The following is a 23,238-nucleotide window of genomic DNA, read 5'->3' as shown; positions in this document are numbered from 1 at the left end:
ACTTCTTGTGACCGCGCTAGCCCTGCATCGCGGCCTGAACCTGAGCCAGCGCGGTCGGATCTTCGATGGTGGTCAGGTCGCCAGGGTCGCGCCCCTCGGCCACCGCCTGCATCGCCCGCCGCAGCAGCTTCCCGGAACGCGTCTTGGGCAGTGCGTTGACAAAAAACACGCGCGAAGGCCGCGCCACCGCGCCCAATTGCGCTTCGACCGTTCGCATGAGCTCGCCCTCCAGCGCGATGCGGTCGGCAGGTTCAGCCACGCGCGACGCATCGCGCACGATGGCAAACCCCATCGCCACCTGCCCCTTGAGCTGGTCAGCCACGCCTACCACCGCCACCTCGGCGATGGCCGGATGTGAAGACAGGCTTTCTTCGATCTCGCGCGTGCCCAACCGGTGGCCAGCCACGTTGATCACGTCGTCGGTGCGGCCGAGGATCGTGACGTACCCCTCTTCGTCACGCACGCCCCAGTCAAAGCTCGAATAGATGTGCCGCCCCGGGAAAGCCGACCAGTACGTCTTCAGGAAGCGCGCGTCATCACCCCAGACGGTCGTCATGCAGCCCGGCGGCAGTGGCGCCGCGACCGCCAGCAGGCCCTTTTCGCCGGGCGGGCACGGCTGGCCTGTCGTCTCGTCCAGGATGTCGAGCTTGTAGCCATAGACCGGGAAGCCCGGCGAGCCGAGCTTTTGCGTCGAGGGCTCCACCCCCTGCGGGATGGCCAGCATTGGCCAGCCGGTCTCGGTCTGCCAGTAGTTGTCGACGATAGGCTTCTGCAGCGCCTCGCCGATCCAGCTCGCGGTCGGTTCGTCCAGCGGCTCGCCGGCCAGGAAGAGGCGACGCAGACTCGAGAGATCGTGGCGCTGCAGCAGCGCCGGATCCTGCTTCTTGAGGACGCGGATGGCCGTCGGCGCTGTGAACATGATGCTCACGCGGTATTGCTCAACGATGCGCCACCAGATCGCGCCATCGGGGCGAATGGGCGTGCCTTCGTACATGACCGTCGTCAAGCCCGCGAGCAGCGGCGCGTACACGATGTAGCTGTGCCCGACCACCCAGCCCACGTCGGAAGCGGTAAACATCGTCTCGCCCGCCTTCGCGCCGAAAATGAGCGGAATCGAGGCGGCCAGCGCCACGGCATAGCCTCCTGTGTCGCGCTGCACGCCCTTCGGCTTGCCCGTCGTGCCCGACGTATAAAGGATGTACGACGGCTCGCTCGACTCCATCCATTCGCATGGCACATCGGCCTCGGCGTGCTGCGCAGCCAAGGCGGCGTAGTCGACATCACGCGCGTTGTGCGGCATCGGGGCGAGCTTGCGGTCGACCAGCAGCACGCGCTCGGGCTTATGCGCCGCCATGTCAATCGCCGCATCGAGCAGCGGCTTGTATTCGACCACCTTGCCCGCACGGGAGCCCGCGTCCGCGCTGACGATCACGCGCGGCGTGGCGTCGTCGATGCGTGTGGCCAAGCTGTTCGACGCAAAGCCGCCGAACACGACGGAATGGATCGCACCGATACGCGCACACGCCAGCATCGCAAACGCGGCCTCGGGAATCATCGGCAGGTAGATCAGCACGCGGTCGCCGCGCTTGACGCCCAGCGCCTGCAGGCTCGCCGCCATGCGGTTGACCTCGCGATGGAGTTGGCGATACGTGTACGTGGTCTCGATCCCGGTTTCGGTCGAGACATACACCAGTGCAGCCTGCTCGCCGCGCGTGGCGAGATGCCGGTCGACGGCGTTGTGGCACAGATTGGTGCGCCCCCCGACAAACCATCGGGCAAACGGCAAGTGTGAGTCGTCGAGTACCGCCGAATACGGCGTTTGCCAATCGATGCGCTTGGCCTGCTCGCCCCAGAAACCGGCGGGGTCATCGATGGAGCGCTGATACAGCGCACGGTATGCGGCGGACATGGGCATGACGTTGTCTCCTGGCCATCGTGGGCGACGGCTCGATTGGGATGTGCTGGATACGGCTACTCTGGCGCAACGAACTTACGCAGGTCTTACCGCACCCCAAAACGCGAAACGGCGCCCCGCGGGACGCCGTTTCATGTTGCCGGGCTTCAGCGCTTCTTGCGCTTGGCCGACGGGCTCGCTACGTGCTTTGCCTTCGCCACCGGCTTTCCGGCCACCTTTGCGACCGGCACGCGCACGGTTGCAGCGGTGGCACGGGCCCCGCCGGCCGATACGCGGACGACCCGCACACGGCCCGCGCCGCGCGCCGGCGGCAGCATCAGCACCACATTACGGCCGCGGGGGATGGCGTCACCCGGCAGCTGATTCCACGCGCGGATCTGAGCGACCGACACGCCATAGCGTCGCGACAGGCCCGCCACGGTATCGCGCTTGCCCGCACGCACCACCACGCGCCGCAGATCGGGCATATCCGGCTCGACCGCCATGGTGGCGTTTTCTGCCAGTTCCGGGCTGATGTCGGGAGCGTCTTCCTTCGCGCCGTCGGCACGCGGCACGACGACGGTGGAGCCCGCCTTCAGGCGCATACCCTTGGGGATCCGGTTGATCTCGCGGATGGTGTCAGGGTCGACCTTGAGCCGTGCCGCCAGCGCCTCCACGCGCTCGCGGTTGCCGACGGTCACCGCCGTCCAGCTGGACAGCCCGCCGTGATACGTGTTGAGGTTGTATTGGAACGTCTCGGCGTTGTCGTACGGCAGCAGGATCTGCGGGTTGGACGCGCCCAGGATCACCGGCCGGTTGAACGACGGGTTCAGCGCCTTGAACTCGTCCATCGGCAGATTCGCGAGCCGCGCAGCCAGTGCCACGTCGATGTCACGAGACGTCGTGACGGTCACAAAGTACGGATGGTTCGGGATGTCCGGCAGCGTGATGCCGTATCGCTCCGGGTTGGCGATGATGTTCTTCACCGCCTGCAGCTTGGGCACATACATGCGCGTCTCGGCGGGCATGTTCAGGTTGACGTAGTCCGTCGCCAGACCTGCCGCCTGGTTGCGCGCGACTGCCTTTGCCACCGAGCCCTCCCCCCAGTTGTAGGCGGCAAGCGCGAGCTGCCAGTCACCGAACTGGTCATGCAGCTTGGAGAGATAGTCCAGCGCAGCGTCGGTCGAGGCCAGCACGTCGCGGCGCTCATCCTGAAAGACGTTCTGCTTGAGGTTGTAGGTCTTGCCGGTGCTCGGGATGAACTGCCACATCCCGGCCGCCTTGGCGCTCGACACTGCCTGCGGGTTGAACGCGCTTTCCACGAACGGCAGCAAGGCCAGTTCCGTGGGCATGTTGCGCCGCTCCAATTCTTCAACGATGTGATACAGGTAGCGGTTCGAGCGCTCCACCATGCGGCGGAAGGCTTCGGGGCGCTGTGCATACCAATCGGTGCGATCGTCCACTGCCGAGCTTTGCAGGTCGGGCATGGAGAAGCCTTGGCGAATGCGCGCCCAAAGATCCTTGGCCGGCCCTTTCAGGGAGGCCACGGGCTGCTGATCGACATTGACAACCGGCGCCTTTTGGCCGGATGCGGAAGAGGCGCTTGTGCTGGCGGTGTCGGCGTTCGGCGCGGGGGCCGTGGCACAGGCCGCGAGTAGCAGGCTGAGCACAGATGCCGCAAGAAGTCGCACGGATCGCATCAAGTTCTGAGAGGTTGGTACCGAAAATTGCCCCAGATAGTATGAAACGCATCCCGCCGCGTCAACCCGCGTTCACCCGGCGCCTGCCCAGGCAACGAATGAGTAGCGCACGCGTTGGCAGTCCGCGCGCCCAGCATTTTCAACGAAAGCTGTTCTTCCACTCCCGCAGGGCAGCGAACACCGCAACCGGGTCGGCTGCATCGATTCCAGCCTGCCGGGCCACTGCCCGCGCAACGTCAGGCTCGTCCGAACGCATGAACGGATTGGTCGCGCGCTCGTGGCCGACTGTGGTGGGCACGGTCGCGCGGCCCTCGGCCCGCAACGCCGTCACCTCATCCTCCCAGGCCGCCAACGGGGCATTGCCCGGCTCGACCGCGCGGGCAAAACGCACGTTCGACGCGGTGTATTCGTGCGCGCAGTACACACGCGTGTCCGGCGCCAGGGCAGCCAGCTTGGCCAGCGACGCGCGCATCTGCGCGGGCGTGCCCTCGAAGAGCCGGCCGCAGCCCGTGGCAAACAGGGTATCGCCGCAGAACAGGCTGGCCGGCGCATCGTTGCCCGAGAGCTCGCTGACATAGGCGACATGCCCCTTCGTGTGACCGGGCACGTCGATGACGCGAAATGTCGCCGCCGGGTGCGCAAGCGTGACGACATCCCCCTCGCGCACTGCCTGCGTGCGGCACGGAATCGACTCATCAGCCGGGCCGACCACCGGCAACGGCGTGCCATCGGGGCGCTCCGGATATGCCGCGACCAGCTCGCGCACCCCGCCCACGTGATCGCCGTGATGATGTGTGATTACAATGGCACCGAGCGCGAGACCGCGCTCTTGCAGAAAGCGCAGCACCGGTTGCGCGTCGCCCGGATCGACGACGGCAGCCACGCGGCCATCGTGAAGTGCCCAAATATAATTGTCGGAAAACGCAGCGATCGCCTCTACGGCAAGCGGCACACCACCCTGGACCATGCCCGACTCCTCTAACGATCGTCGCATTATAGATTGGCACCACTGGCTCGCCTCGCCGCCGGGGCAGTACGTCCTGCGCTGGGAGCAGGCGCAGTTCGACCGCACCGTGGCCGACATGTTCGGCTTTCACGCCTTGCAGCTCGGCCACCCCGGTTTTGGCGCGCTGCGTGAAAACCGCATTCCGCTGATCGCCCGTGTCGTGGACGATATCGATCCGGCCGCCCCGACCGAGACACTGGATTCGATGGACGGGGACCCCGCCGAGGCTGCCGAGACCGCCGAGGGCGAGCACGACCAGACCGCTCCACAGCGCCAGGCTACGCCGCGCGTGATCTGCCGCTACGATGAACTACCCTTTGCCTCGCAAAGTATCGATCTCGTCGCCCTGCCCCATGTGCTTGAATTTACCGACGACCCGCACGAAGTGCTGCGCGAAGTCGCGCGCGTGCTGATGCCCGAAGGGCGACTTGTCATCACCGGCTTCAATCCGCTCAGCCTGTGGGGCATGCGACAGGGCATGCGGCGGCTCGGTACCGAATCGTTCCTGCCGGCACAAAGCCAGATGATTGCCTTCGCGCGCCTGAAAGACTGGCTCAAGCTGCTCGGATTTGATATCGTGCGCGGCCGTTTCGGCTGCTACTGCCCGCCCAACCGCACCGACAAATGGCTGCAGCGCGCGGCGTTCATGGAGAAGGCCGGCGACCGCTGGTGGCCCATTTTCGGCGCGGTCTACATGTTGCAGGCGGTCAAGCGCGTGCGCGGCATGCGGCTGGTCGGCCCCGCCTGGAAGACGCGCAAGGCGTCGGCACTCGTGCCGACCGGCACGCCGGTCGCCACGCCCTCGGGCTCGCATTCGACCAAGACGCCACCCGCCGCCGCACGTGATGGCCAATCGGGCCTCTGACGCCAGGGCGCCGGCGCTCCACTGACCTATTCCAATCGTTTTCATGCAGGAAGTTACCGTCTACTCCGATGGCGCATGCAAGGGCAACCCCGGCCTGGGCGGCTGGGGCACCGTGCTCGTCTCCGGCAGCCACGAGAAAGAACTCTTCGGCGGCGAAGCCGTCACCACGAACAACCGCATGGAGCTGATGGCCGTCATCGAGGCGTTTCGGGCGCTGAAGCGGCCATGCCGGGTGAAGGTCTACACCGATTCGCAATACGTGCAGAAAGGCATCAGCGAGTGGCTGGCCGGCTGGAAGGCGCGCGGCTGGAAAACCGCCGACAAGAAGCCCGTGAAAAACGACGACCTGTGGCGCACGCTCGACGCTTTGGTGGCGCCGCACGAGGTAAGTTGGCACTGGGTAAAGGGGCACGCCGGGCATCCCGGCAACGAACGCGCGGACGCACTGGCCAACAAAGGCGTCGACATGGCGCGCCAAGCTAGCGCCTGAGGCTGCCAAGCGTCCAGGGCACGCGGGTTCAGGCGCTTGTGCCCTTCAGTCGGGCTTGCATTCGCACTTCATCTCGCGTCGCCCGTCCTCGTAGACCACCTCCAGCCGGCACGTAAAGCCCCATAGGCGCACGACGTGCCGCAGCATCTCTTCGTAGTTCGGCCCAAGCGGGCGGCGGTTGCTCTGCAGGTGACGCAGCGTCAATGAGCGATCACCGCCCACGTCCACGTTGATCACCTGGATGTTGGGCTCGATGTTTGAGAGGTCGTACTGCCCTGCCAACAACTCGCGGATCTTGCGATAGCCATCGTCGTCATGGATGGCGGTGACGCGGAGCCTCGCGTCGCGGTCGTCGTCGAGCACGGAGAACAGCTTCAGCTCACGGATCACGCGCGGCGACAGGAACTGCAGCAGGAAGCTCTCGTCCTTGAAGTTACGCATGGCGAAGTCGAGCGTCTTCTGCCAATCACTGCCGGCGATCTCCGGCGCCCAGCGGTAGTCCTCGTCGTCAGGGGATTCGCAAATGCGCCGGATGTCCTGGAACATCAGGAAACCCAGCGTGTACGGGTTCAGGCCGCTGTAGTACGGGCTGTTGAACGGCGGCTGGTAGATCACGTTGGTATGCGCCTGCAGAAGCTCGAGCATGAACGCATCGTTGACGAGTTTCTCGTCGTAGAGCTTGTGCAGGATGGTGTAGTGCCAGAACGTGGCCCAGCCTTCGTTCATCACCTTGGTCTGCCGCTGCGGATAGAAGTACTGCGCGATCTTGCGCACGATGCGCACGATCTCTCGTTGCCACGGCTGCAACTTGGGCGCGTTCTTCTCGATGAAGTACAGCAGGTTCTCTTCCGGCTCCGGCGGGAACTGCGGATCGGGCTCCGGGGCATCGTCGGCAGTTGCCAGCGCGCGTGCGCGGTGCGTGGGCAGCGTACGCCACAGGTCGTTCACCTGTGCTTCAAGATATTTCTCGCGCTCCGCCTGGCGTGCCTGCTCCTCGTTGATCGACAGCTTCTTGGGCCGCCGATAACGATCGACCCCGTAGTTCTGCAACGCATGGCAGGAATCGAGCAGCAGTTCCACCTCCTGCTCGCCGTAGCGCTGCTCGCATTCGGCCACGTAGTTCTTGGCGAAAAGCAGGTAATCGACGATGGCGTCAGCGTTCGTCCACGTGCGGAACAGGTAGTTTCCCTTGAAGAAGGAGTTGTGGCCGTAGCAGGCATGCGCGATGGTCAGCGCCTGCATCGGCATCGTGTTCTCCTCCATCAGGTAGGCAATGCAGGGGTTCGAGTTGATGACAATCTCGTAGGCCAGCCCCATGAGGCCGCGCTGGTAGCCGCGCTCCGATGCAAGGAAGTGCTTGCCGTAAGACCAATGGTTGTAGCCCAGCGGCAGGCCGGACGACGCATAGGCATCCAGCATCTGCTCGGCGGTGATGATCTCGATCTGGTTCGGATAGGTGTCCAGGCCGAAATCTGCGGCAATCTGGGCGATGCTTTGGTCGTAGCGCCTGATCAGCTCGAAGGTCCATTCCGAGCCCGTAGATAGGTAGGCCATGCTCGTTCCCGTTGGTCCATCACACAGGGTCACAGGTGGCGTGCTCGCCATGGCACACGCTGCCTCTGCACGGCGGCAGTGCCCAGCTGGGAGCAACCTGCTGCAGCCCGATCAGCAATCAGGCGGCGCGCTTCTGAAACAGCTCGTGCAACACCGGATAGATTTCGTCCGCCTTGAGAATGCGCTGCATCGCGAAGTTATCGTGCCCAGCCTTCAACGAAAGATACTCCTCCCACAGGTTCTGCGGCTCCGTGGAGACCACCTCAACATAGGCGTAATACTGCGTCAACGGCAGGATCGACTCGCGCAGGATCTTGGCGCACAGCTCTGAGTCCCCAGCCCAGTTATCTCCATCCGAAGCCTGCGCGCAGTAGATGTTCCATTGGCCGGGCGAATAGCGCTCCTGAATCACTTCCGCCATCAGCTTGAGTGCGCTCGACACAACAGTGCCGCCCGACTCGCGGGAGTGGAAAAAATCCTCCTCATCCACCTCCTTGGCCACCGTGTGGTGGCGGATGAAGACGACGTCGATCCGTTCGTAGTTCCGCTTCAGGAACAGATACAGCAGCATGAAGAAGCGTTTGGCCAGGTCCTTGCGCGACTCGTCCATCGAGCCGGACACGTCCATCACGCAGAACATCACCGCCTGCGCCTGCGGCCGCTTGCGCAGCACGCGATTGTTGTAGCGCAGGTCGAGCTTTTCAATGAAAGGCACGCGATCCAGGCAGGAGCGCAGATGGCGCATCTCCTTCATCAGCTCTTGCGCACGTACGCTGTAAGGGCCGTCGTTTTCCAGTTCTTCGTTGTACTGGCCTTCCAGCTCATGCAGCCGACGTTGATATGGGCTGGACAACGCAATGCGGCGACCGAGCGAGCTACGCATCGTCCGCAGAATCGACAGGTTGGACGGTGTGCCGTCGAGTGAGAACCCCGCGCGCACCTTGCGCACCTCCGCGATCTTGGCAAGGCTGCGCTTGGCGAGATCGGGCAACGCCATGTCTTCGAAAAAGAAGTTGAGAAAGTCCTCGCGCGAGAGCGTGAAGATGAAATCGTCTTCGCCCTCGCCCGAGTCGCTGGCCTGCGAGCCTGAGCCGCCGCTGCCCTGCTGCGGGCGGTCGAAGCTGTCACCGCGAATGAACTCTTTGTTGCCCGGGTGAACGCCTTCTCGGCGCCCGCCCGAGCCGTGGTGGAACATGGGCTCGGAGATGTCCTTGACCGGAATGGACACCTGCCCGCTCTGCTCGATGTCCATGATCTTGCGACCCGTCACCGCCTTGGCCACCGCGCGGCGGATCTGGTCTCGGTAACGCTTGATGAAGCGTTGCTTGTTGACGGTGCTCTTGCCGCCACCGTTCTCCCGCCGATCGATGATCGTGCCCATGTAACTGCCCTCGATTGGAAGTTCGCTGGGTGTCCTTGCCCTCTCCTGACCTCCTTACGATGACTTCCTGACGCGCAGATACCACTCGACCAGCAAGCGCACCTGCTTCTGGGTATAGCCCTTCTCCACCATGCGGTTGACGAAGTTCTCGTGCTTCTCTTTGTCGTCATGCGACGACTTGGCATTGAACGAGATCACGGGCAGCAGATCCTCCGTGGTCGAGAACATCCGCTTCTCGATCACCGCGCGCAGCTTCTCGTAGCTCGTCCAGACCGGGTTCTTGCCTCCGTTCTTGGCGCGCGCCCGCAGCACGAAATTGACGATCTCGTTGCGGAAATCCTTCGGGTTGGAAATGCCCGCCGGTTTTTCCACCTTTTCCAGCTCGTCGTTCAATGCGCTGCGATCGAGAATTTCGCCGGTGTTAGGGTCGCGATATTCCTGATCCTGGATCCAGAGGTCGGCAAACACCACGTAGCGATCGAAAATGTTTTGCCCGTACTCCGAATAGGACTCCAGATACGAGGTCTGGATCTCCTTGCCGATGAACTCCACGTACGGCGACGTGAGGTATTCCTTGATGTAGGACATCAGCTTGGATTCCGTCTCCGGCGGGAACTGCTCGCGCTCGATCTGCTGCTCGAGCACGTACAGCAAGTGCACCGGATTGGCCGCCACTTCCGTCCCATCGAAGTTGAAGACCTTCGAGAGCACCTTGAACGCAAAGCGCGTTGACAGGCCTGTCATGCCCTCGTCGATGCCTGCAAAGTCGCGGTACTCCTGATACGACTTGGCTTTCGGGTCGACATCTTTCAGGCTCTCGCCGTCGTACACACGCATCTTCGAAAAGATGTTGGAATTCTCGGGCTCCTTGATACGCGTGAGCACCGCGAACTGCGCCATCATCTTCAGCGTGTTCGGCGCGCACGGCGCGGCCGCCAGCGAGCTGTTGCGCAGCAGCTTGTCGTAGATCTTCACCTCGTCCGACACGCGCAGGCAGTACGGCACCTTGACGATGTAGATGCGATCAAGGAACGCCTCGTTGTTGCGATCGGACTTGAAGCTCTGCCACTCCGCCTCGTTCGAGTGCGCCAGGATGACGCCATCGAACGGGATCGCGCCAAAGCCCTCCGTGCCCTTGTAGTTGCCTTCCTGCGTGGCCGTCAGCAGCGGGTGCAAGACCTTGATCGGCGCCTTGAACATCTCGACGAATTCAAGCAAGCCCCGGTTGGCCAGGCACAGCCCACCCGAATACGAATACGCATCCGGATCGTCCTGCGGATAGTCCTCCAGCTTGCGGATGTCGACCTTGCCTACCAGAGACGAAATGTCCTGATTGTTTTCGTCGCCCGGCTCCGTCTTGGAAATCGCAATCTGCGACAGCACCGACGGATGCAGCTTCACTACGCGGAAACGCGTGATGTCGCCATTGAACTCATGCAGCCGCTTGACCGCCCACGGCGAGGCAATCGAGTTCAGGTAGCGTCTTGGTATGCCGTAGTCCTCCTCCAGGATCTTGCCATCTTCCTCGGGCGAGAACAGCCCGAGCGGGGACTCGTGAATGGGCGAGCCCTTCAGTGCGTAGATGGGGATCTGCTCCATCAACGACTTCAACTTCTCGGCGAGCGAGGATTTGCCGCCACCCGGGGGCCCGAGCAGGTAAAGAATTTGTTTGCGTTCCTCAAGGCCCTGCGCGGCATGCTTGAAGAACGAGACGATCTGCTCGATCGTGTCCTCCATGCCGTAGAACTCCCGGAAGGCTGGGTAAATCTTGATGACCTTATTGAAGAACAGACGCGACAGCCGAGGATCGTGGTGGGTGTCCACCAGTTCGGGTTGCCCGATCGCGGTGAGCATGCGCTCGGCGGCGGTCGCATAGGCGGTGGCGTCTCTCTTACAGATATCCAGATACTCCTGGATGCTGTATTCGTCCTCTTTGCGAGCTTCGAAACGCGTTGCGTAGTGGCGGAAAATATCCATATCTCCCCCGTAGATTTCTTCCTCACTCCCCACCATCCGCCGAGAGCCAGGCTAGTTCTTGCGTGCGTTGAATCGATGATGCTGATTCCACTGTAGACGAATCGCCGATGAGCACAAGAACGCTGATGGGCATCCGGTGGTGCACAGCCGCTCACGATTGCGTTAGCGCTCGACCGCGTGCAGTGCCAATTCATCCTGACACGCAGCGTGAGCGCAAACGCCACGACAATCGGCCTTCCCGAGCCACAGCAGAAAGCATACCCATGATGCACTTCTGTCGCGCTCGCAGAATTGGTACGTAACCGATCTGTCTGAGTTCCCGCGTATCACCTGCGCGCAGGCAGGGGATTTCCCGGCATTTCGGTGCTGTCCAGACCGTGGTAGGCAAGGTCGCGGGGCGAATGTCGTGAAACCTGTAAGGGCAACGTTCCTCGCTGTTGCGGGGAGCGGCGCTCGGATTCCGTCGGCAGGTAGTTGACGCACCCCTGCTTGCAAAGAGAAAGCGCGGGAGTGTGCCTCCGCCGACAGGTGTCGCTTTTTCGCGCCAGAAAGCCGGGGCGGCCGGATACCGAGACGGCAAAGGCGACGATGAGACTGCGCGGACGCGAGGCAAAGAAAAAGGCCCTCGGCAGTCGCCTGAGGGCCTTTTGAGCGATTTCTCGCTGATTTGGTGGGTGGTACAGGGATTGAACCTGTGACCCCTGCCGTGTGAAGGCAGTGCTCTACCGCTGAGCTAACCACCCGAATGCGGTGAAAACGGGATTATGGCGAAAAGCCATTAGCGTGTAAAGACCCCAACCGCACTTTTTCCGTCATGCCGCCGGCGGCACGGCGTCCAGCGATTGATACGTCCAGACAGTCTTGCCACCGCTCGCTTTGTCGATGTCCTTGAGTACACCCGCATGGGCTTGCGCCTCGGCCTCCGTGGCGAGCAGGACCGGCAGCTCCAGCGCGCTCAGATCGACGGCAACCGCCTCGGACGATGCGCCCTCGCCGCTCTCGAGCATGTCGATCACCAACGTGTTCTGACCGCGCGTCATGGCCAGATAGACTTCGGCGAGCAGCTCCGCATCCAGCAAGGCGCCGTGCAACGTGCGGTGCGCGTTACTTACGCCCAGCCGGTCGCACAGCGCGTCAAGCGAGTTGCGCTTGCCCGGAAACATGCGGCGCGCCTCGAGCAGCGTATCGATATGCCCCGACAGATGCTCACGGAAGGCCGGCAAGCCCAGGCGCTGGAACTCCATGTCCAGGAAGCCCAGATCGAACGCCGCGTTATGAATGATGGCCTCGGCGCCCTGCACGTAGTCGCGGATCTCATCGACGATTTCGGCAAACTTGGGCTTGTCCGCCACGAACTCGTTGGTGATGCCATGCACCGCCATGGCGCCGGCATCGATCTCGCGCTCGGGGTTGATGTAGAAATGCAGATTCCGGCCGGTCAGGCGCCGGTTGACCATCTCCACGCAGCCGATTTCGATCACGCGGTCGCCAGTGGCAGCGTTCAGGCCGGTGGTTTCGGTATCGAGAATGATCTGTCGCATCGCGCGTTCCCTCTGCTGACTGGCTTACTTGAACACGACGGTCTTGTGGCCGTTGAGCAGGATGCGATGTTCCGCATGCCACTTCACGGCGCGCGCCAGCGCCACGCATTCCACGTCGCGGCCCACGGCGGTGAGCTGTTCAGGGTCCATGCTGTGGTCGACGCGTTCGATTTCCTGCTCGATGATCGGACCCTCGTCGAGGTCGGCCGTCACATAATGCGCAGTGGCACCGATCAGCTTCACACCGCGCTCGTGCGCCTGGTAGTAGGGCTTGGCGCCCTTGAAGCTCGGCAGGAAGGAGTGGTGGATGTTGATCGCACGCCCTTCCAGCTTGCGGCACAGATCGTCAGACAGGATCTGCATATAGCGCGCGAGCACCACCAGGTCGATCCGCTCTTCCTGGGCGATTTCCCAGATGCGGGCTTCCTGCTGCGCCTTCTGCGCATCGGTCGCCTTGAGCAGCGGCAGGTGCATGAACGGCACGTCGTACGACGCTGCCAACTGGTAGAAATCGCGGTGATTCGAAGCGATGGCGGCAATCTCGATCGGCAGCTGCCCGGCGCGGGCACGGAACAGCAGATCGTTCAGGCAATGGCCGATCTTCGAGACCAGGATCATCACGCGCGGCTTCACGCCGGCATCGAACATGCCCCACTGCATCGAGAAGCGCTCGCCAATCGGGGCAAAGCGTTCGCGCAGCGCGGCGAGTTCCAAGGGTTGCCCCTGCGGTACGAAGTGGACGCGCATGAAAAACCGGCCAGTGAACTCGTCGCCATACTGGTCGGAATCGAGGATGTTGCAACCCTGCTCGAACAGCAGGCCCGACACGGCGTGAACAATGCCGGGCTGGTCCGGGCATGACAGGGTAAGAATGAAACCGGAGTGACTCATCAAGCGTTTTACGTATTGTTGTCGGGCGCGAACCGTTGCGGTGCATGGGGCAAACCCAGGCGCGCCAGGGCGTCGAGGGTGACGAGCGTGGCGTCGACCGTCATCGCGCGGTCCGCCATGATATCAAGGGCGGTGTCGGGGCTGGCGCGCAGGTGTCCGGCCACCTCGCCATCCTGGTTGACCGGAGTGAAGTCGGCCGGCAGCACCAGGTCGAACGCAAACAGCGTCTCGCATTGAATGCCCTCCGGCACCTCGCGAAGAACATCGAGCGTACCGCGCGGCACCAGGTCAGCGGCCAGATCAGGGCCGATGCCGGCCTCTTCCCAGCATTCCTTTTCGAGTGCCCCGCGCGGGTCGAATCCGTGGCCGATTCCGCCGGCGACGAGGTTGTCCCACATGCCAGGGTCGATGGGCTTGGTTGGGGCGCGGCGGGCCAGCCAGAGCTCGGGGCCGGGGCCCTCAATCAAGCCATTCATATGCGCTGCATAAGTGCGGATGCCGAAGAAGCGCGCCGCGGCGCGTTCGATGAGCGCGAGCGCGGGCGCACCCCAGCCGGTATTGACGACAAAGCGCTCGTCGCGCCAGCCCCACACGTGACCCTCTTCGGCCAAGCGGCCGATGACCTCGGACAGGGCGGCGGTGCGGTCGGCCTGCGTAGCCAGCGTCTCGCGCAGATCCACGCGCTGCGCCGACATATCAAACCACTGCGGCCAGCGCGCGAGCAGTGCGCCACGCTCCGGGGTAAGCCAGCCGACGCGCTGCCCGGCAATGACCCACGCCAGCAGCCCAGTGCGATCGAATGGCTGACGCGCGGAAAGGCCGTCCCGCACGCGCTGGATGCGCGGGTCCGTCATGCCTGACTCCCATCAGGGCCGGTGCGCGTTGTACTTTCCGTGCTGCGCGTGCCGGGCGATAATGCACTGCTCATACAAGCCGTCATCAGACTGGAGAAACAAGGATGGATGAAATCGACGAGCTGTCGGATCTGCCGACCCCGCGCTTTATCTGGGGCTTCGCCATTGCCGTCACACCGTCCGGCGAAGTGTCGCACGATGAGTTCGAGTACCTGACCCACACCCGCGCGCCACGCTTTACCTGCCGCGTGGTCGAACTCGAAGACATGCCCGCCGAGCCCGAGGACGATGGCGACATCGACGGCCGCATCGTCCATTTCGACAACCCGAAGCGGATGTTCTACATCACCGACCTGGGTCTGGCGCTGATGAACTTTACGCTGTTCGACAAGGTGGACAGCAAGACCACACTGAAGAAAGCCTGCGACGAAGCCATCGCCGACTGGCTCACGCGACGCGAATTCCTCGACTCAGAACCGGACGACGAGGAGTAATCGGCTCAGCTCTCCCCGCCTGCACGGCCGTCCTCGGCGAAGTGCAGGTCGGGCAGGCGCACATCGGCGTAGGAGCGCCCCGCGTCCAGCAGCGCCGAAACCTGGGCCTTCACCCGCTCTTTCTGTGCGCGCAACGACCGCGGCGGCGCGGTCGGGTCCTGGCCCGTGTGGTGCAGATACAGCATCTTGTAGGTGAGCTGGCTCACCATCCACTGTCGCAGCACGCGACGCCGGCCCGCGTGGTCGGCCTCCAGCGCGTCGATCTGATTGAGCAGCGCGGAAAACGCCCGCGCCACGCTCGCGGCATCCGGCACTTCGCCGGCAATACAGCGCTCGGCGACGCCACGCGCATCGGCGGGTGACATCGCATCGCTCTCGACGAAGCGCTCCTCGGCCTGCACGGCGGCCGGCGTCTGCCGCGCAGAGACGCCCGAGAGCGCCTCCTGTGCCCGGCGGATGGACGCATCCAGCGACTCCGTACGGCCCGGCGCCATGCCAAGGGTGGGCATTTCGCTGGGTTGTTCGGCGCTTCGTTTGGCGTCCATGGCTCCCTCCGGTTACTGCCCGCCGCCATCTGCGTGAGCTAGTAGAAACGCGATTGTAGAACGCCGCGCACATTTCGCGACAACCGAACACATGGGTTCGGCATGGCGAATGGCAGGCAAACGATCACGTGACATCACGTCAAGCAAGGCGCTGTTGGCTCGCGCCCACGCTGGGCTGCCCCGCCACGGTTAAAATACGCGCTTGCGCAGCTGGGGCTGCGCCTCAATTGCAGACCGCCCGTGCGCGGCAAGGAACACGCCTTGATCAAGTGGATTCTCGTGGCCCTGTACCTGGGCTCCATTCTGTACGTGCATTTTCGCGGCAAGGTGCGCCTCAAATTCTGGCGCCAGATGTTCGATCACTCCGCCGTGGTCGCGCCGGTCAACTGCTTTATGTACGCCTTCTCCGGCGTGCCACAAACGCCATACATCCCGGTTGAGCGCTTTCCCGATCTGGAAAAGCTGCAGGCCGCCTGGCCGCAAATTCGGGACGAGGGACTGGAGCTGATCAACCTGCGCAAGATCAAGGCAGCCGAGAAGAACGACGATGCCGGGTTCAATTCGTTCTTCAAGAATGGCTGGAAGCGCTTCTACCTCAAGTGGTATGAGGCGAGCCATCCCTCTGCCGAGCAGTTGTGTCCGAAGACGGTGGCCCTGCTGCGCGAGTTGCCCAGCGTGAAGGCAGCGATGTTTGCAGAGCTGCCACCGGGTGGCAAGCTCAACCCGCACCGCGATCCGTTTGCAGGCTCCCTGCGCTATCACCTGGGATTGGCGACGCCCAATGATGACCGCTGCTTTATCGAGGTTGACGGCGAGCGCCATAGCTGGCGCGATGGCGAGGGCGTCGTCTTTGACGAGACCTTCCTGCACTGGGCACAGAACGGCTCCGACAAGGACCGGCTGATCCTCTTCTGCGATATCGAGCGGCCCATGAAGTTTGGCTGGGCGCAGCGCGTGAACAAGTGGCTTGGCCGCAAGGTCATGACGGCAGCCAGCTCCCCCAACGATGACGGCGACCAGACCGGAGGCATCAATAAGCTGTTCCGCTATGTCTGGTTGATGGGCCAGTACCGCCGCCGCTTCAAGGCGTGGAATCGCCAAGCGTATTACGTGGTGAAGTTCGGCCTGATCATTGGCGTGGCAGCGTTGATCGTCTGGATCTGACTCCCCGCCCGGCGCGTGCCCCCACAGCGCATCAGATAACCGGCCTCCGAGCCGGTTTTTTTGTGACCGTCGCAGGCGCCGCCCCCGCACTGCCAGCTTGCGTTTTTACAAAGGAGTGAAGGAAAAGCCCCACATCCGACGCAAATCTCGCCTAATGTCAGGAATTGAGCGCCCCGGCGTTCATGCGATATGGCGGGCACGCCGCTTGCTCCACGTTGGTTGACACCCTTGCCCACGGCACGGGAACGCGTCAGAGCCGGGATGCGCGTGGCTGTGTCCCCCCATCAACAATCGAGACAGTGAGATCCATCGCCATGAAAAAGAACCTGATCAGCCGCCGTACCGCCGCTACGCTTGCTGCCGTCGCACTGCTTGGCACACAGATCGCGGCCTGTACGACGACCAGCCCGAATGCGCAGGGCTCCGATGTGATGACATCGACGAACAAACACGCGACCACCAACTCGCAGGCAGATTCGGTGCTGTCGCGCCTGTACACCACGGCCAACGGCTCCCGTGAGCTGGTGTCGCGCGCCAAGGGCGTACTGGTATTCCCGTCCGTGCTCAACGCCGGCTTCGTGGTCGGCGGCCAATACGGCGAGGGCGTGCTGCGCACCAGCGGCGGCCGTCCGCTGGGCTACTACAACATTGCTTCGGCATCGCTGGGCTTCCAGGCGGGCGCCCAGTCGCGCGCGCTCATCATTCTCTTCATGACGGACGAGGCACTCCGGAAATTCCAAAGCAGCCAAGGCTGGACGGCCGGGGTTGATGCCACGGTAGCGCTGGCCAAGATCGGCGCAAATGGGGCCGTGGACACCAATACCGCGCAGCAGCCGATCATCGGCTTCAACCTGACCAACGCGGGCCTGATGGCCGGCGCATCCATCGAAGGTACAAAGATCACCAAGCAGAACAACTGAGCTCGGGATCTTCTCGCTGTAATCACCGCCGTCCTGCACGGCGGTTTTTTTCGTATGAGCCTGCCGCAAGCGTTGCACCGAAGTCGCAATCCGGGGGAAACCCGAAGAGGGTGCCGCCCGGCTTCTCGGCTAGCATCGTCGGTCCGATGTTGCAGTGCGCGCTGCGACAGCGGACCACACGACAGAACAACCACCCAGGACAAGGGGGAGACATGACAGGTCGCATTTTTGCCTGGCGAGGCGCCTTGGCGTGCGCGCTACTGACAGGCGTACTGGGATCGGGACACGCGATGGCCGAACCGGGCGTCACCGATGGCAAGATCCTGATCGGCCAGACCGCGGGCTTCACGGGCCCGGCCGGCGAGCAGGTCAAGGAGATGACGCAGGGCGCGAAGCTCTACCTCGATGCCGTCAACCGGGCGGGCGGCGTGCACGGGCGCAAGATCGAGCTCATCTCGGAAGATGACGGATTCGATGCCAACGCTTCCAGGAAGCATGCTCACGCGCTGCTGGTCGACAGGCAGGTGTTCGCCCTCTTCCTCCCGCGCGGCACGCCGAATACGGAGGCGATCATGACTGAAGCTCGCCCGCTGGGCGTGCCGGTGGTGGCGCCATCGACGGGGGCGGCAACGTTCTTCGATCAGCCAGACCCTCTGCTGTTCGTCGTGCGTGCGAAGTACCAGGCGGAAATCGCGGAGCTGGTCCACTACTTCGATACGCTGGGCCTGCGCCGCCTGGCACTCGTCAACGTGAACGACACGTTCGGCAAAGACACTGAAATCGGCTTCGACAAGGCCACGCAGAAGCTGCCGTCGGATGGCCATCGCATCTTCACGGTGGATCGCCTGAAACCCGAAATCGCCAGGGCGGCGGCTGACGTCGGCCAGTTTGCGCCCCAGGCGGTCATCCTGGCCTGCCCCGGCACCACCGCGCGCGCCATGATCGAAACGCTCAACAAGCAAGGCACGGCCACACAGATTGCCGCGCTGTCGAATAACGCGGGGCTGGCATTCGCGCGGTCGCTGGGAGCGATGGGGCGCGGCGTGGTGGTATCTCAGGTGATGCCGTCGCCGGTGCGCTCGACCACCCAGCTCGGACGTGACCTTGCGGCCAGCGCGAAAACGGCGGGTGTAACGCCCTCATACGCCATGATGGAAGGCTATGCTGCCGCGCGCGTGCTGGTCGAAGGGCTCAAACGCGCCGGCAAATCGCCCACGCGGAGCAGCTTCGTATCGGGCCTGGAGTCTGCCGGCGCGATCGACCTGGGCGGCCTCGAGGTGCGGTATGGCCCCAACCTGCGCAAGGGCTCGAACTATGTCGAGCTGACCGTCATCGGCCCGAACGGAACATTCGTCAAGTAGGCAGACCGCAATGCCAGCTGTCCGGGTGGCCGCCTGACCGGCCGGCCGCGAGCGTCGGGAAAAAGCCGCAGGCCTTCACCTGCGGCGTCTTCGTTTCAGCGTAATCCCATCACACCATCGGCAACTGCCGGACGGGCTTGCCGGTCAACTGCGCCACGGCGTGCGCCACGGCAGGCGCGATCGGCGGCACACCCACTTCGCCGATGCCACTGGGCTCCGCCGTGCTCGGCACGATGTGCGTTTCGATAACCGGCGTCTCGGCCATCTTGAGCGCCGGATAGTCAGGGAAGTTGGACTGCACGACCTGCCCGTTCTTGATCTCGATGCGCCCGTGCAGTGCCGCCGTCAACCCGAAGATGACCGCGCTCTCCATCTGCTGCGCGACGATGCCGGGGTTGACCACCGTGCCGCAATCCACCGCACAGACAACGCGATGCACACGCGGCTTGCCGTCTTTCAGCGACACCTCCACCACCTGCGCGACCACGGAACCGAAGCTCGGGTGCAGCGCCAGTCCACGGGCACGCGGTGCGCCATCGGCCGCAGGTGCAAGCGGCTGGCCCCAGCCTGCCGCCTGCGCGGCGGTCTCGAGCACCTTCAGTTCGCGCGGATGCGCCTTCAGCAGATCTCGTCGCATGGCCAGCGGATCCAGCTTCGCGGCAGCGGCTACCTCGTTGAGGAAGCCCTCCAGGAAGAACCCGTTGTACGAGTGCCCGACGCTGCGCCAGAACCCCACGGGAACCGGCAGGTCGACCGCCACGTGCGCGATGTGCTCGTGCTCGATTTCGTATGGCAAGTCGAACAGCCCCTCGGCGGTGTAGCGGTCAATGCCAAGCGAGGGCGCACCGAACAATCGATCCAGCTCCCCTGCCAGGATCGATTGTCCCGCGCTGCGCGACGCGATGGCCGTGACCTTGCCGTTCTCGACGCGAGCCTTGAGCCGCGCGATGGCCTGGGGGCGATAGAAGTCGTGGCGGACATCCTCTTCGCGCGACCAGATGACCTGCACCGGCCGACCTTCGGTCTTGGTGGCGATGGTGACCGCCTGACCGATGAAATCGGATTCAAGCCGCCGCCCGAAGCCACCACCGATGAGCGGAATATCGATGTGGACCTGATCGCCGCTCACGCCCGCAGCGCGCGCCGCCACGAGTTGCGCGAGTGTGGCGACCTGCGTGGGCGCCCACAGATGCACGCCGTCCTTGGTCACCTGCGCGGTGCAGTTGATCGGCTCCATGGTCGCGTGCGCCAGGTACGGCGCTGCGTATTCGGCTTCGACGATGGTGGCGCCATCCGCCTTGTCGAACGCCTTCAGACCGTCGCCCAGGGAGCGGTAGGTAAAGCCGCTCTTGTCACTATCCAGCGCGCTGACGAGCTGCTGTTGAATGCCGGCAGAATCCAGGGAGGCATGCGGGCCGTTGTCCCATTCGGGCTGTACTGCGGCAAGCGCCTGACGCGCCTGCCAGTAGTGATCGGCGACCACCGCCACGCCCGGCGCGCCGCCGGTCGATCCTTCGAACGGCACCACGTAACGCACACCCGGCATGCCGAGCGCGGCTTTCGACTGGAACGTCTTGAGCTTGCCACCGAAGACCGGGCACATCGCGATGGCGGCATACAGCAGGCCGGGCGGGCGCGCATCGATGGAGAAGCGCGCAGTGCCATCCGTCTTGGCTGCGATGTCATTGCGCGGGGCCGGCCTGCCGATCAGTTGGTACTGCGAAGCCGGCTTGAGCACCACGTGGGCCGGCGCCGAGATACCCTGCGCCACCTTGGCCATGCCGCCAAAACTGGCCTGCTTGCCGCCCGGCCCGACCAACTGCCCGTCGCGTACGCTCACCTGCGCCGCAGGCACGTTCCACTCCCGCGCAGCCGCTTCCACGAGGGCAGCACGCGCCGTGGCGGCTGCCTCGCGCACGGGCTGCCAGCCGTCGGCCACGCTGCTGCTGCCACCCGTGATGATGAGGCCGATTTCCCGTGCACTCTTGGCCATGATCCAGTGCAGCGCGCGCGCCCACGCCTTATCGGCGCTATCCGGATGCAACGGCAGCGAGCTGTCCCCCATGGCGACAACATTCCCGTAGATGCGCTCGACGGGCGACGTCTCGATGCGCACGCGCGACAGCGGAACGTCGAGCTCTTCAGCGGCCAGCATCGAAAGCGCGGTGTGGATGCCCTGCCCCATTTCCACCCGCGGCATGGCCAGCACGACATCGCCGTCGGGCGTGATCTTGATCCAGCCGTTCAGCGCGATCTCGCCGTTGTGTTCAGGAAACGCCGAAGGGTCTCCGACCCGGCTGCGCGGCGGCATCACGCCCCACCCCACCACGAGCGCGCCGCCCACCGCGAGCGCGCCCAGCAGAAAACGACGGCGGCCGCTGCGCGGCTTCTTGCTTGTGTTGGCGCTCATGCGCGGACCTCCCGCAGTGCCTTGGCAGCGCGCTTGATGGCGGCACGCACGCGCGGGTACGTGCCGCAGCGGCAGATATTCGTCATGGCGGCGTCGATGTCGGCATCACTCGGATCGGGCTGGCGGGCCAGCAGGTCGGCCGCGGCCATGAGCATGCCGGACTGGCAGTAGCCGCACTGCGGCACCTGTTCGTCCATCCAGGCCTGCTGAAGCGCATGGCGTTTGCCTTCTTCGCCAGCGAGTCCCTCGATCGTCGTGATGTGCTTGCCCGCAACGGCGGCAACCGGCAGCACGCAAGACCGCACGGCGGCACCGTCCACATGGACCGTGCACGCACCGCAGGCTGCAACGCCGCAACCAAACTTGGTGCCGGTCAGGTTCAGGTGGTCGCGCAGCACCCATAAAAGGGGCGTGGCAGGATCGCAGTCAACATTGACTGCCCGCCGGTTCACATCCAGATCCATGAGGTTGCCTCCAAGTGTTGTAACTTTTTTGTGAGGCAAGCCTACGTTCAAACAGTTGCGTCCCGCAATAGTGGTACCCCTCGATCGACGCTCCGCAGGACTTGGCGTCGTTGCACGGTGTGCTACAATCGCGGGCTTCCGGAGAGATGGATGAGTGGTTTAAGTCGCACGCCTGGAAAGCGTGTATAGGTTAATAGCCTATCGGGGGTTCGAATCCCCCTCTCTCCGCCACCATTCCTATATCCAGCAAGGGTTTACGGAAAGCATGCTGCGATTACTTGCTGCTGTTTTCGCTGGATTTCTGTACGGAATCGGTAGGGAATCGCAGCATCGCTGCGAACTTCTCGACAGCCTTGCTTCCGGCCCCTTGGTCAGCCTCTGGCATCCACCGCGCGTAGGTCTTGAGCGTGATGGTGGCGTTGGCGTGGCCCATCTGCCGGGCCACCCACATCGGATGCTCACCAGCCGACAGCATCATAGACGCATAGGTGTGGCGCGTCTGGTACGGCTTGCGGTATCTCACCCCGGCTTTGCGCAGGTAGCGCGTCCACAGTAGCCGAATCTGCATGTCGCCGCCCCAGCGCTCACCGTGGCGCGGGTCTTGGAAGACTTCCTTGTTGGCGAGCGCCGTGTGCGCCTTCTGCTGGATCAGCGCCTGGAGCGCGGGCGGAAGCAACTTCACCTCGCGCCGGCCGGCTGCCGTCTTGGTGCCCTCTGGCGCATCGGCGGTCTGCGTCTGGGCCCGGCGCACGCGCATCGTCTCGCGCGCGAAATCCACGTCCCGCCACTCCAGCGCCACCAGCTCGGATGTGCGCAGTCCTGACCAAAACGCAAACTGCACCATGTTCGCCATCTGCTCTGGCATCGCCGCGATGATGGCTGCCTGCTCGTCTGCGGTGAATGGGTCAATCTCGTCCTCTTCCTTGGGCTCTTCCTGACGCGCATAGGTCCAGTCGTGCAGCGGATTGGAAGGTATCAGCTCGTCTTCGTCGACGGCATCCTGCAGCGCCGACCTGAGCACGCTCTGGATATTGGCCAGGCGCTTGTTCGTGCAGTCCAGGGTAGCCAGCCAGTCGCGCACGTTTTGGCGCTTGAGGTCAGCCAGCACTTCCTTGCCGAGCGCTGGGATCAGTTGATAGTTGACGATCTTGCGGTAGCCGTCCCAGGTGCTGGCCTTGAGGTGCGCTTTCTTGCGCGCGAGCCACGCTTCAAGGTACTCGCCGACGGTCTGCACCTCGCCCTTGTACTCGGCGAACTTGGCTGCGTTGGGGGAGTTGGGAAAGCTCTTGGCGTAGACGAACGTGCCGTTCTCGATGGCGAGCAGGACGCTGGCGCGCCACTGCTCGGCCCGCTTCAGATTAGCGGCAATGGGCTTGAGCCGAATGCGCTCGCGGCACTCGACGCCCCTGTACGTGAAGGCGATTTGGATGCTGCTTTCCGAGGCTTTCTTAACACCCCGCCCGTCTCTACCCATCGTTCGTACCCCTCAATATCTATCAGCACGCGGCCATCGGCGGCCTTCGTCCAGACGTCGCCTTCGGCCCAGGTGCCGTCGTTGATCTTGTTGTACACGGCCTTCTCGGTGTACCCGGTCAGGTCGGCGAATTTGCGGATTGTAATGTGCCGGATCATCGTAGGCCCCAATGCTTCCGCGTCGTCTCAATGACGCGCCGCGCTTCCCTATCCCAATTATTCCAATCGAGCGCGCCGGGTATAAAAGCCGCCGC

Annotated in this window: 19 protein-coding genes and 2 tRNA genes; 7 read left to right on the top strand and 14 right to left on the bottom strand. The window is 63.7% G+C overall.

Translation table 11 applies throughout. The features are described 5' to 3' along the window. Positions 1–16 precede the first annotated feature (16 nt). From prpE to gloB, 3 genes are all read right to left on the bottom strand, one after another. Positions 17–1,915 carry a propionate--CoA ligase gene (prpE, locus tag R2N03_RS04365; protein ID WP_316655539.1) on the bottom strand — a complete coding sequence of 633 codons (1,899 nt, stop codon included), beginning with the start codon at positions 1,913–1,915 and terminating at the stop codon, positions 17–19. Between the two features lie 146 nt (positions 1,916–2,061). Further along, positions 2,062–3,594, bottom strand: a complete 1,533-nt coding sequence (locus tag R2N03_RS04360; RefSeq protein WP_316655538.1) for a transglycosylase SLT domain-containing protein — start codon at positions 3,592–3,594, stop codon at positions 2,062–2,064. Positions 3,595–3,733: 139 nt separating this feature from the next. Further along, entirely contained in the window at positions 3,734–4,561 is an 828-nt protein-coding gene (gloB, locus tag R2N03_RS04355) for a hydroxyacylglutathione hydrolase (protein WP_316655537.1), read from the bottom strand. On the opposite strand from gloB, the gene R2N03_RS04350 reads away from it, so the two are divergent. Together R2N03_RS04350 and rnhA are read left to right on the top strand one after the other, a co-directional pair. After that, on the top strand, positions 4,560–5,465 hold the full coding sequence (locus R2N03_RS04350) for a class I SAM-dependent methyltransferase (RefSeq protein ID WP_316655536.1): 906 nt from the start codon (positions 4,560–4,562) through the stop codon (positions 5,463–5,465). The genes gloB and R2N03_RS04350 overlap by 2 nt on opposite strands. A gap of 43 nt (positions 5,466–5,508) precedes the next feature. Then, on the top strand, positions 5,509–5,955 hold the full coding sequence (gene rnhA, locus R2N03_RS04345; protein WP_316655534.1) for a ribonuclease HI: 447 nt from the start codon (positions 5,509–5,511) through the stop codon (positions 5,953–5,955). A 45-nt stretch (positions 5,956–6,000) separates the two neighbouring features. Here the strand turns inward: rnhA and R2N03_RS04340 are convergent, their stop codons facing one another. The 7 genes from R2N03_RS04340 to R2N03_RS04310 form a co-directional block, all read right to left on the bottom strand. Then, a complete protein-coding gene (locus R2N03_RS04340) occupies positions 6,001–7,509 on the bottom strand; it encodes a SpoVR family protein (protein ID WP_316655532.1) in 1,509 nt (502 codons plus the stop codon). A 118-nt stretch (positions 7,510–7,627) separates the two neighbouring features. Further along, positions 7,628–8,890: a YeaH/YhbH family protein gene (locus R2N03_RS04335; RefSeq protein ID WP_316655530.1), complete on the bottom strand. Its 1,263-nt coding sequence runs from the start codon at positions 8,888–8,890 to the stop codon at positions 7,628–7,630. A 54-nt stretch (positions 8,891–8,944) separates the two neighbouring features. Continuing rightward, complete coding sequence (locus R2N03_RS04330) at positions 8,945–10,867, bottom strand: PrkA family serine protein kinase (protein ID WP_316655528.1); 1,923 nt, start codon at positions 10,865–10,867, stop codon at positions 8,945–8,947. A gap of 668 nt (positions 10,868–11,535) precedes the next feature. After that, positions 11,536–11,610 (bottom strand) — tRNA-Val (locus R2N03_RS04325). A gap of 69 nt (positions 11,611–11,679) precedes the next feature. Further along, entirely contained in the window at positions 11,680–12,408 is a 729-nt protein-coding gene (dnaQ, locus tag R2N03_RS04320) for a DNA polymerase III subunit epsilon (protein ID WP_316655526.1), read from the bottom strand. A 24-nt stretch (positions 12,409–12,432) separates the two neighbouring features. Continuing rightward, positions 12,433–13,299 (bottom strand): formyltetrahydrofolate deformylase, encoded by an 867-nt coding sequence (gene purU, locus R2N03_RS04315; protein ID WP_316655524.1) that lies wholly within the window; start codon positions 13,297–13,299, stop codon positions 12,433–12,435. An 8-nt stretch (positions 13,300–13,307) separates the two neighbouring features. Next, positions 13,308–14,153 (bottom strand): NUDIX hydrolase, encoded by an 846-nt coding sequence (locus R2N03_RS04310; RefSeq protein WP_316655522.1) that lies wholly within the window; start codon positions 14,151–14,153, stop codon positions 13,308–13,310. Between the two features lie 104 nt (positions 14,154–14,257). Between R2N03_RS04310 and R2N03_RS04305 the strand changes: the two genes are divergently transcribed. After that, positions 14,258–14,647, top strand: coding sequence for a hypothetical protein (locus R2N03_RS04305; RefSeq protein WP_316655520.1), 390 nt, complete (start codon positions 14,258–14,260; stop codon positions 14,645–14,647). A gap of 5 nt (positions 14,648–14,652) precedes the next feature. On the opposite strand, the gene R2N03_RS04300 is transcribed toward R2N03_RS04305, so the two are convergent. Beyond that, entirely contained in the window at positions 14,653–15,192 is a 540-nt protein-coding gene (locus R2N03_RS04300) for a hypothetical protein (protein WP_316655518.1), read from the bottom strand. 261 nt (positions 15,193–15,453) lie between these two features. On the opposite strand from R2N03_RS04300, the gene lpxO reads away from it, so the two are divergent. The 3 genes from lpxO (at position 15,454) to R2N03_RS04285 (ending at position 18,637) form a co-directional block, all read left to right on the top strand. Beyond that, positions 15,454–16,356: a lipid A hydroxylase LpxO gene (lpxO, locus tag R2N03_RS04295; protein WP_316655516.1), complete on the top strand. Its 903-nt coding sequence runs from the start codon at positions 15,454–15,456 to the stop codon at positions 16,354–16,356. A gap of 314 nt (positions 16,357–16,670) precedes the next feature. Then, the gene (locus R2N03_RS04290) at positions 16,671–17,276 is read left to right on the top strand and encodes a BPSL1445 family SYLF domain-containing lipoprotein (RefSeq protein WP_316655514.1); all 606 of its coding nucleotides are present in this window, start codon (positions 16,671–16,673) and stop codon (positions 17,274–17,276) included. Between the two features lie 212 nt (positions 17,277–17,488). After that, complete coding sequence (locus tag R2N03_RS04285; RefSeq protein ID WP_316655512.1) at positions 17,489–18,637, top strand: ABC transporter substrate-binding protein; 1,149 nt, start codon at positions 17,489–17,491, stop codon at positions 18,635–18,637. 109 nt (positions 18,638–18,746) lie between these two features. Here the strand turns inward: R2N03_RS04285 and R2N03_RS04280 are convergent, their stop codons facing one another. Continuing rightward, positions 18,747–21,047: a xanthine dehydrogenase family protein molybdopterin-binding subunit gene (locus tag R2N03_RS04280; protein ID WP_316655510.1), complete on the bottom strand. Its 2,301-nt coding sequence runs from the start codon at positions 21,045–21,047 to the stop codon at positions 18,747–18,749. Then, complete coding sequence (locus tag R2N03_RS04275) at positions 21,044–21,511, bottom strand: (2Fe-2S)-binding protein (protein ID WP_316655508.1); 468 nt, start codon at positions 21,509–21,511, stop codon at positions 21,044–21,046. Before R2N03_RS04275 ends, R2N03_RS04280 begins: the two co-directional genes overlap by 4 nt. Positions 21,512–21,651: 140 nt before the next feature. Between R2N03_RS04275 and R2N03_RS04270 the strand changes: the two genes are divergently transcribed. Further along, positions 21,652–21,742, top strand: a tRNA-Ser gene (locus tag R2N03_RS04270). Between the two features lie 43 nt (positions 21,743–21,785). Here R2N03_RS04270 and R2N03_RS04265 read toward each other — a convergent pair. Next, positions 21,786–22,985, bottom strand: coding sequence for an Arm DNA-binding domain-containing protein (locus R2N03_RS04265; RefSeq protein ID WP_316655506.1), 1,200 nt, complete (start codon positions 22,983–22,985; stop codon positions 21,786–21,788). Positions 22,986–23,238: the final 253 nt, after the last annotated feature.

It is taken from the genome of Ralstonia condita (genome assembly GCF_958405655.1).
Lineage (GTDB): Bacteria > Pseudomonadota > Gammaproteobacteria > Burkholderiales > Burkholderiaceae > Ralstonia > Ralstonia condita.
The sequence above is the reverse complement of the archived record's forward strand: the minus strand, read 5'-3'. Positions and strand labels throughout refer to the sequence as shown.

Coding starts and splice junctions, on each gene's coding strand:
- prpE (WP_316655539.1), bottom strand. CDS start 1,915: ATGCCCATGTCCGCCGCATACCGTGCGCTGTATCAGCGCTCCATCGAT.
- R2N03_RS04360 (WP_316655538.1), bottom strand. CDS start 3,594: ATGCGATCCGTGCGACTTCTTGCGGCATCTGTGCTCAGCCTGCTACTC.
- R2N03_RS04350 (WP_316655536.1), top strand. CDS start 4,560: ATGCCCGACTCCTCTAACGATCGTCGCATTATAGATTGGCACCACTGG.
- gloB (WP_316655537.1), bottom strand. CDS start 4,561: ATGGTCCAGGGTGGTGTGCCGCTTGCCGTAGAGGCGATCGCTGCGTTT.
- rnhA (WP_316655534.1), top strand. CDS start 5,509: ATGCAGGAAGTTACCGTCTACTCCGATGGCGCATGCAAGGGCAACCCC.
- R2N03_RS04340 (WP_316655532.1), bottom strand. CDS start 7,509: ATGGCCTACCTATCTACGGGCTCGGAATGGACCTTCGAGCTGATCAGG.
- R2N03_RS04335 (WP_316655530.1), bottom strand. CDS start 8,890: ATGGGCACGATCATCGATCGGCGGGAGAACGGTGGCGGCAAGAGCACC.
- R2N03_RS04330 (WP_316655528.1), bottom strand. CDS start 10,867: ATGGATATTTTCCGCCACTACGCAACGCGTTTCGAAGCTCGCAAAGAG.
- dnaQ (WP_316655526.1), bottom strand. CDS start 12,408: ATGCGACAGATCATTCTCGATACCGAAACCACCGGCCTGAACGCTGCC.
- purU (WP_316655524.1), bottom strand. CDS start 13,299: ATGAGTCACTCCGGTTTCATTCTTACCCTGTCATGCCCGGACCAGCCC.
- R2N03_RS04310 (WP_316655522.1), bottom strand. CDS start 14,153: ATGACGGACCCGCGCATCCAGCGCGTGCGGGACGGCCTTTCCGCGCGT.
- R2N03_RS04305 (WP_316655520.1), top strand. CDS start 14,258: ATGGATGAAATCGACGAGCTGTCGGATCTGCCGACCCCGCGCTTTATC.
- R2N03_RS04300 (WP_316655518.1), bottom strand. CDS start 15,192: ATGGACGCCAAACGAAGCGCCGAACAACCCAGCGAAATGCCCACCCTT.
- R2N03_RS04290 (WP_316655514.1), top strand. CDS start 16,671: ATGAAAAAGAACCTGATCAGCCGCCGTACCGCCGCTACGCTTGCTGCC.
- R2N03_RS04285 (WP_316655512.1), top strand. CDS start 17,489: ATGACAGGTCGCATTTTTGCCTGGCGAGGCGCCTTGGCGTGCGCGCTA.
- R2N03_RS04280 (WP_316655510.1), bottom strand. CDS start 21,047: ATGAGCGCCAACACAAGCAAGAAGCCGCGCAGCGGCCGCCGTCGTTTT.
- R2N03_RS04275 (WP_316655508.1), bottom strand. CDS start 21,511: ATGGATCTGGATGTGAACCGGCGGGCAGTCAATGTTGACTGCGATCCT.
- R2N03_RS04265 (WP_316655506.1), bottom strand. CDS start 22,985: ATGGGTAGAGACGGGCGGGGTGTTAAGAAAGCCTCGGAAAGCAGCATC.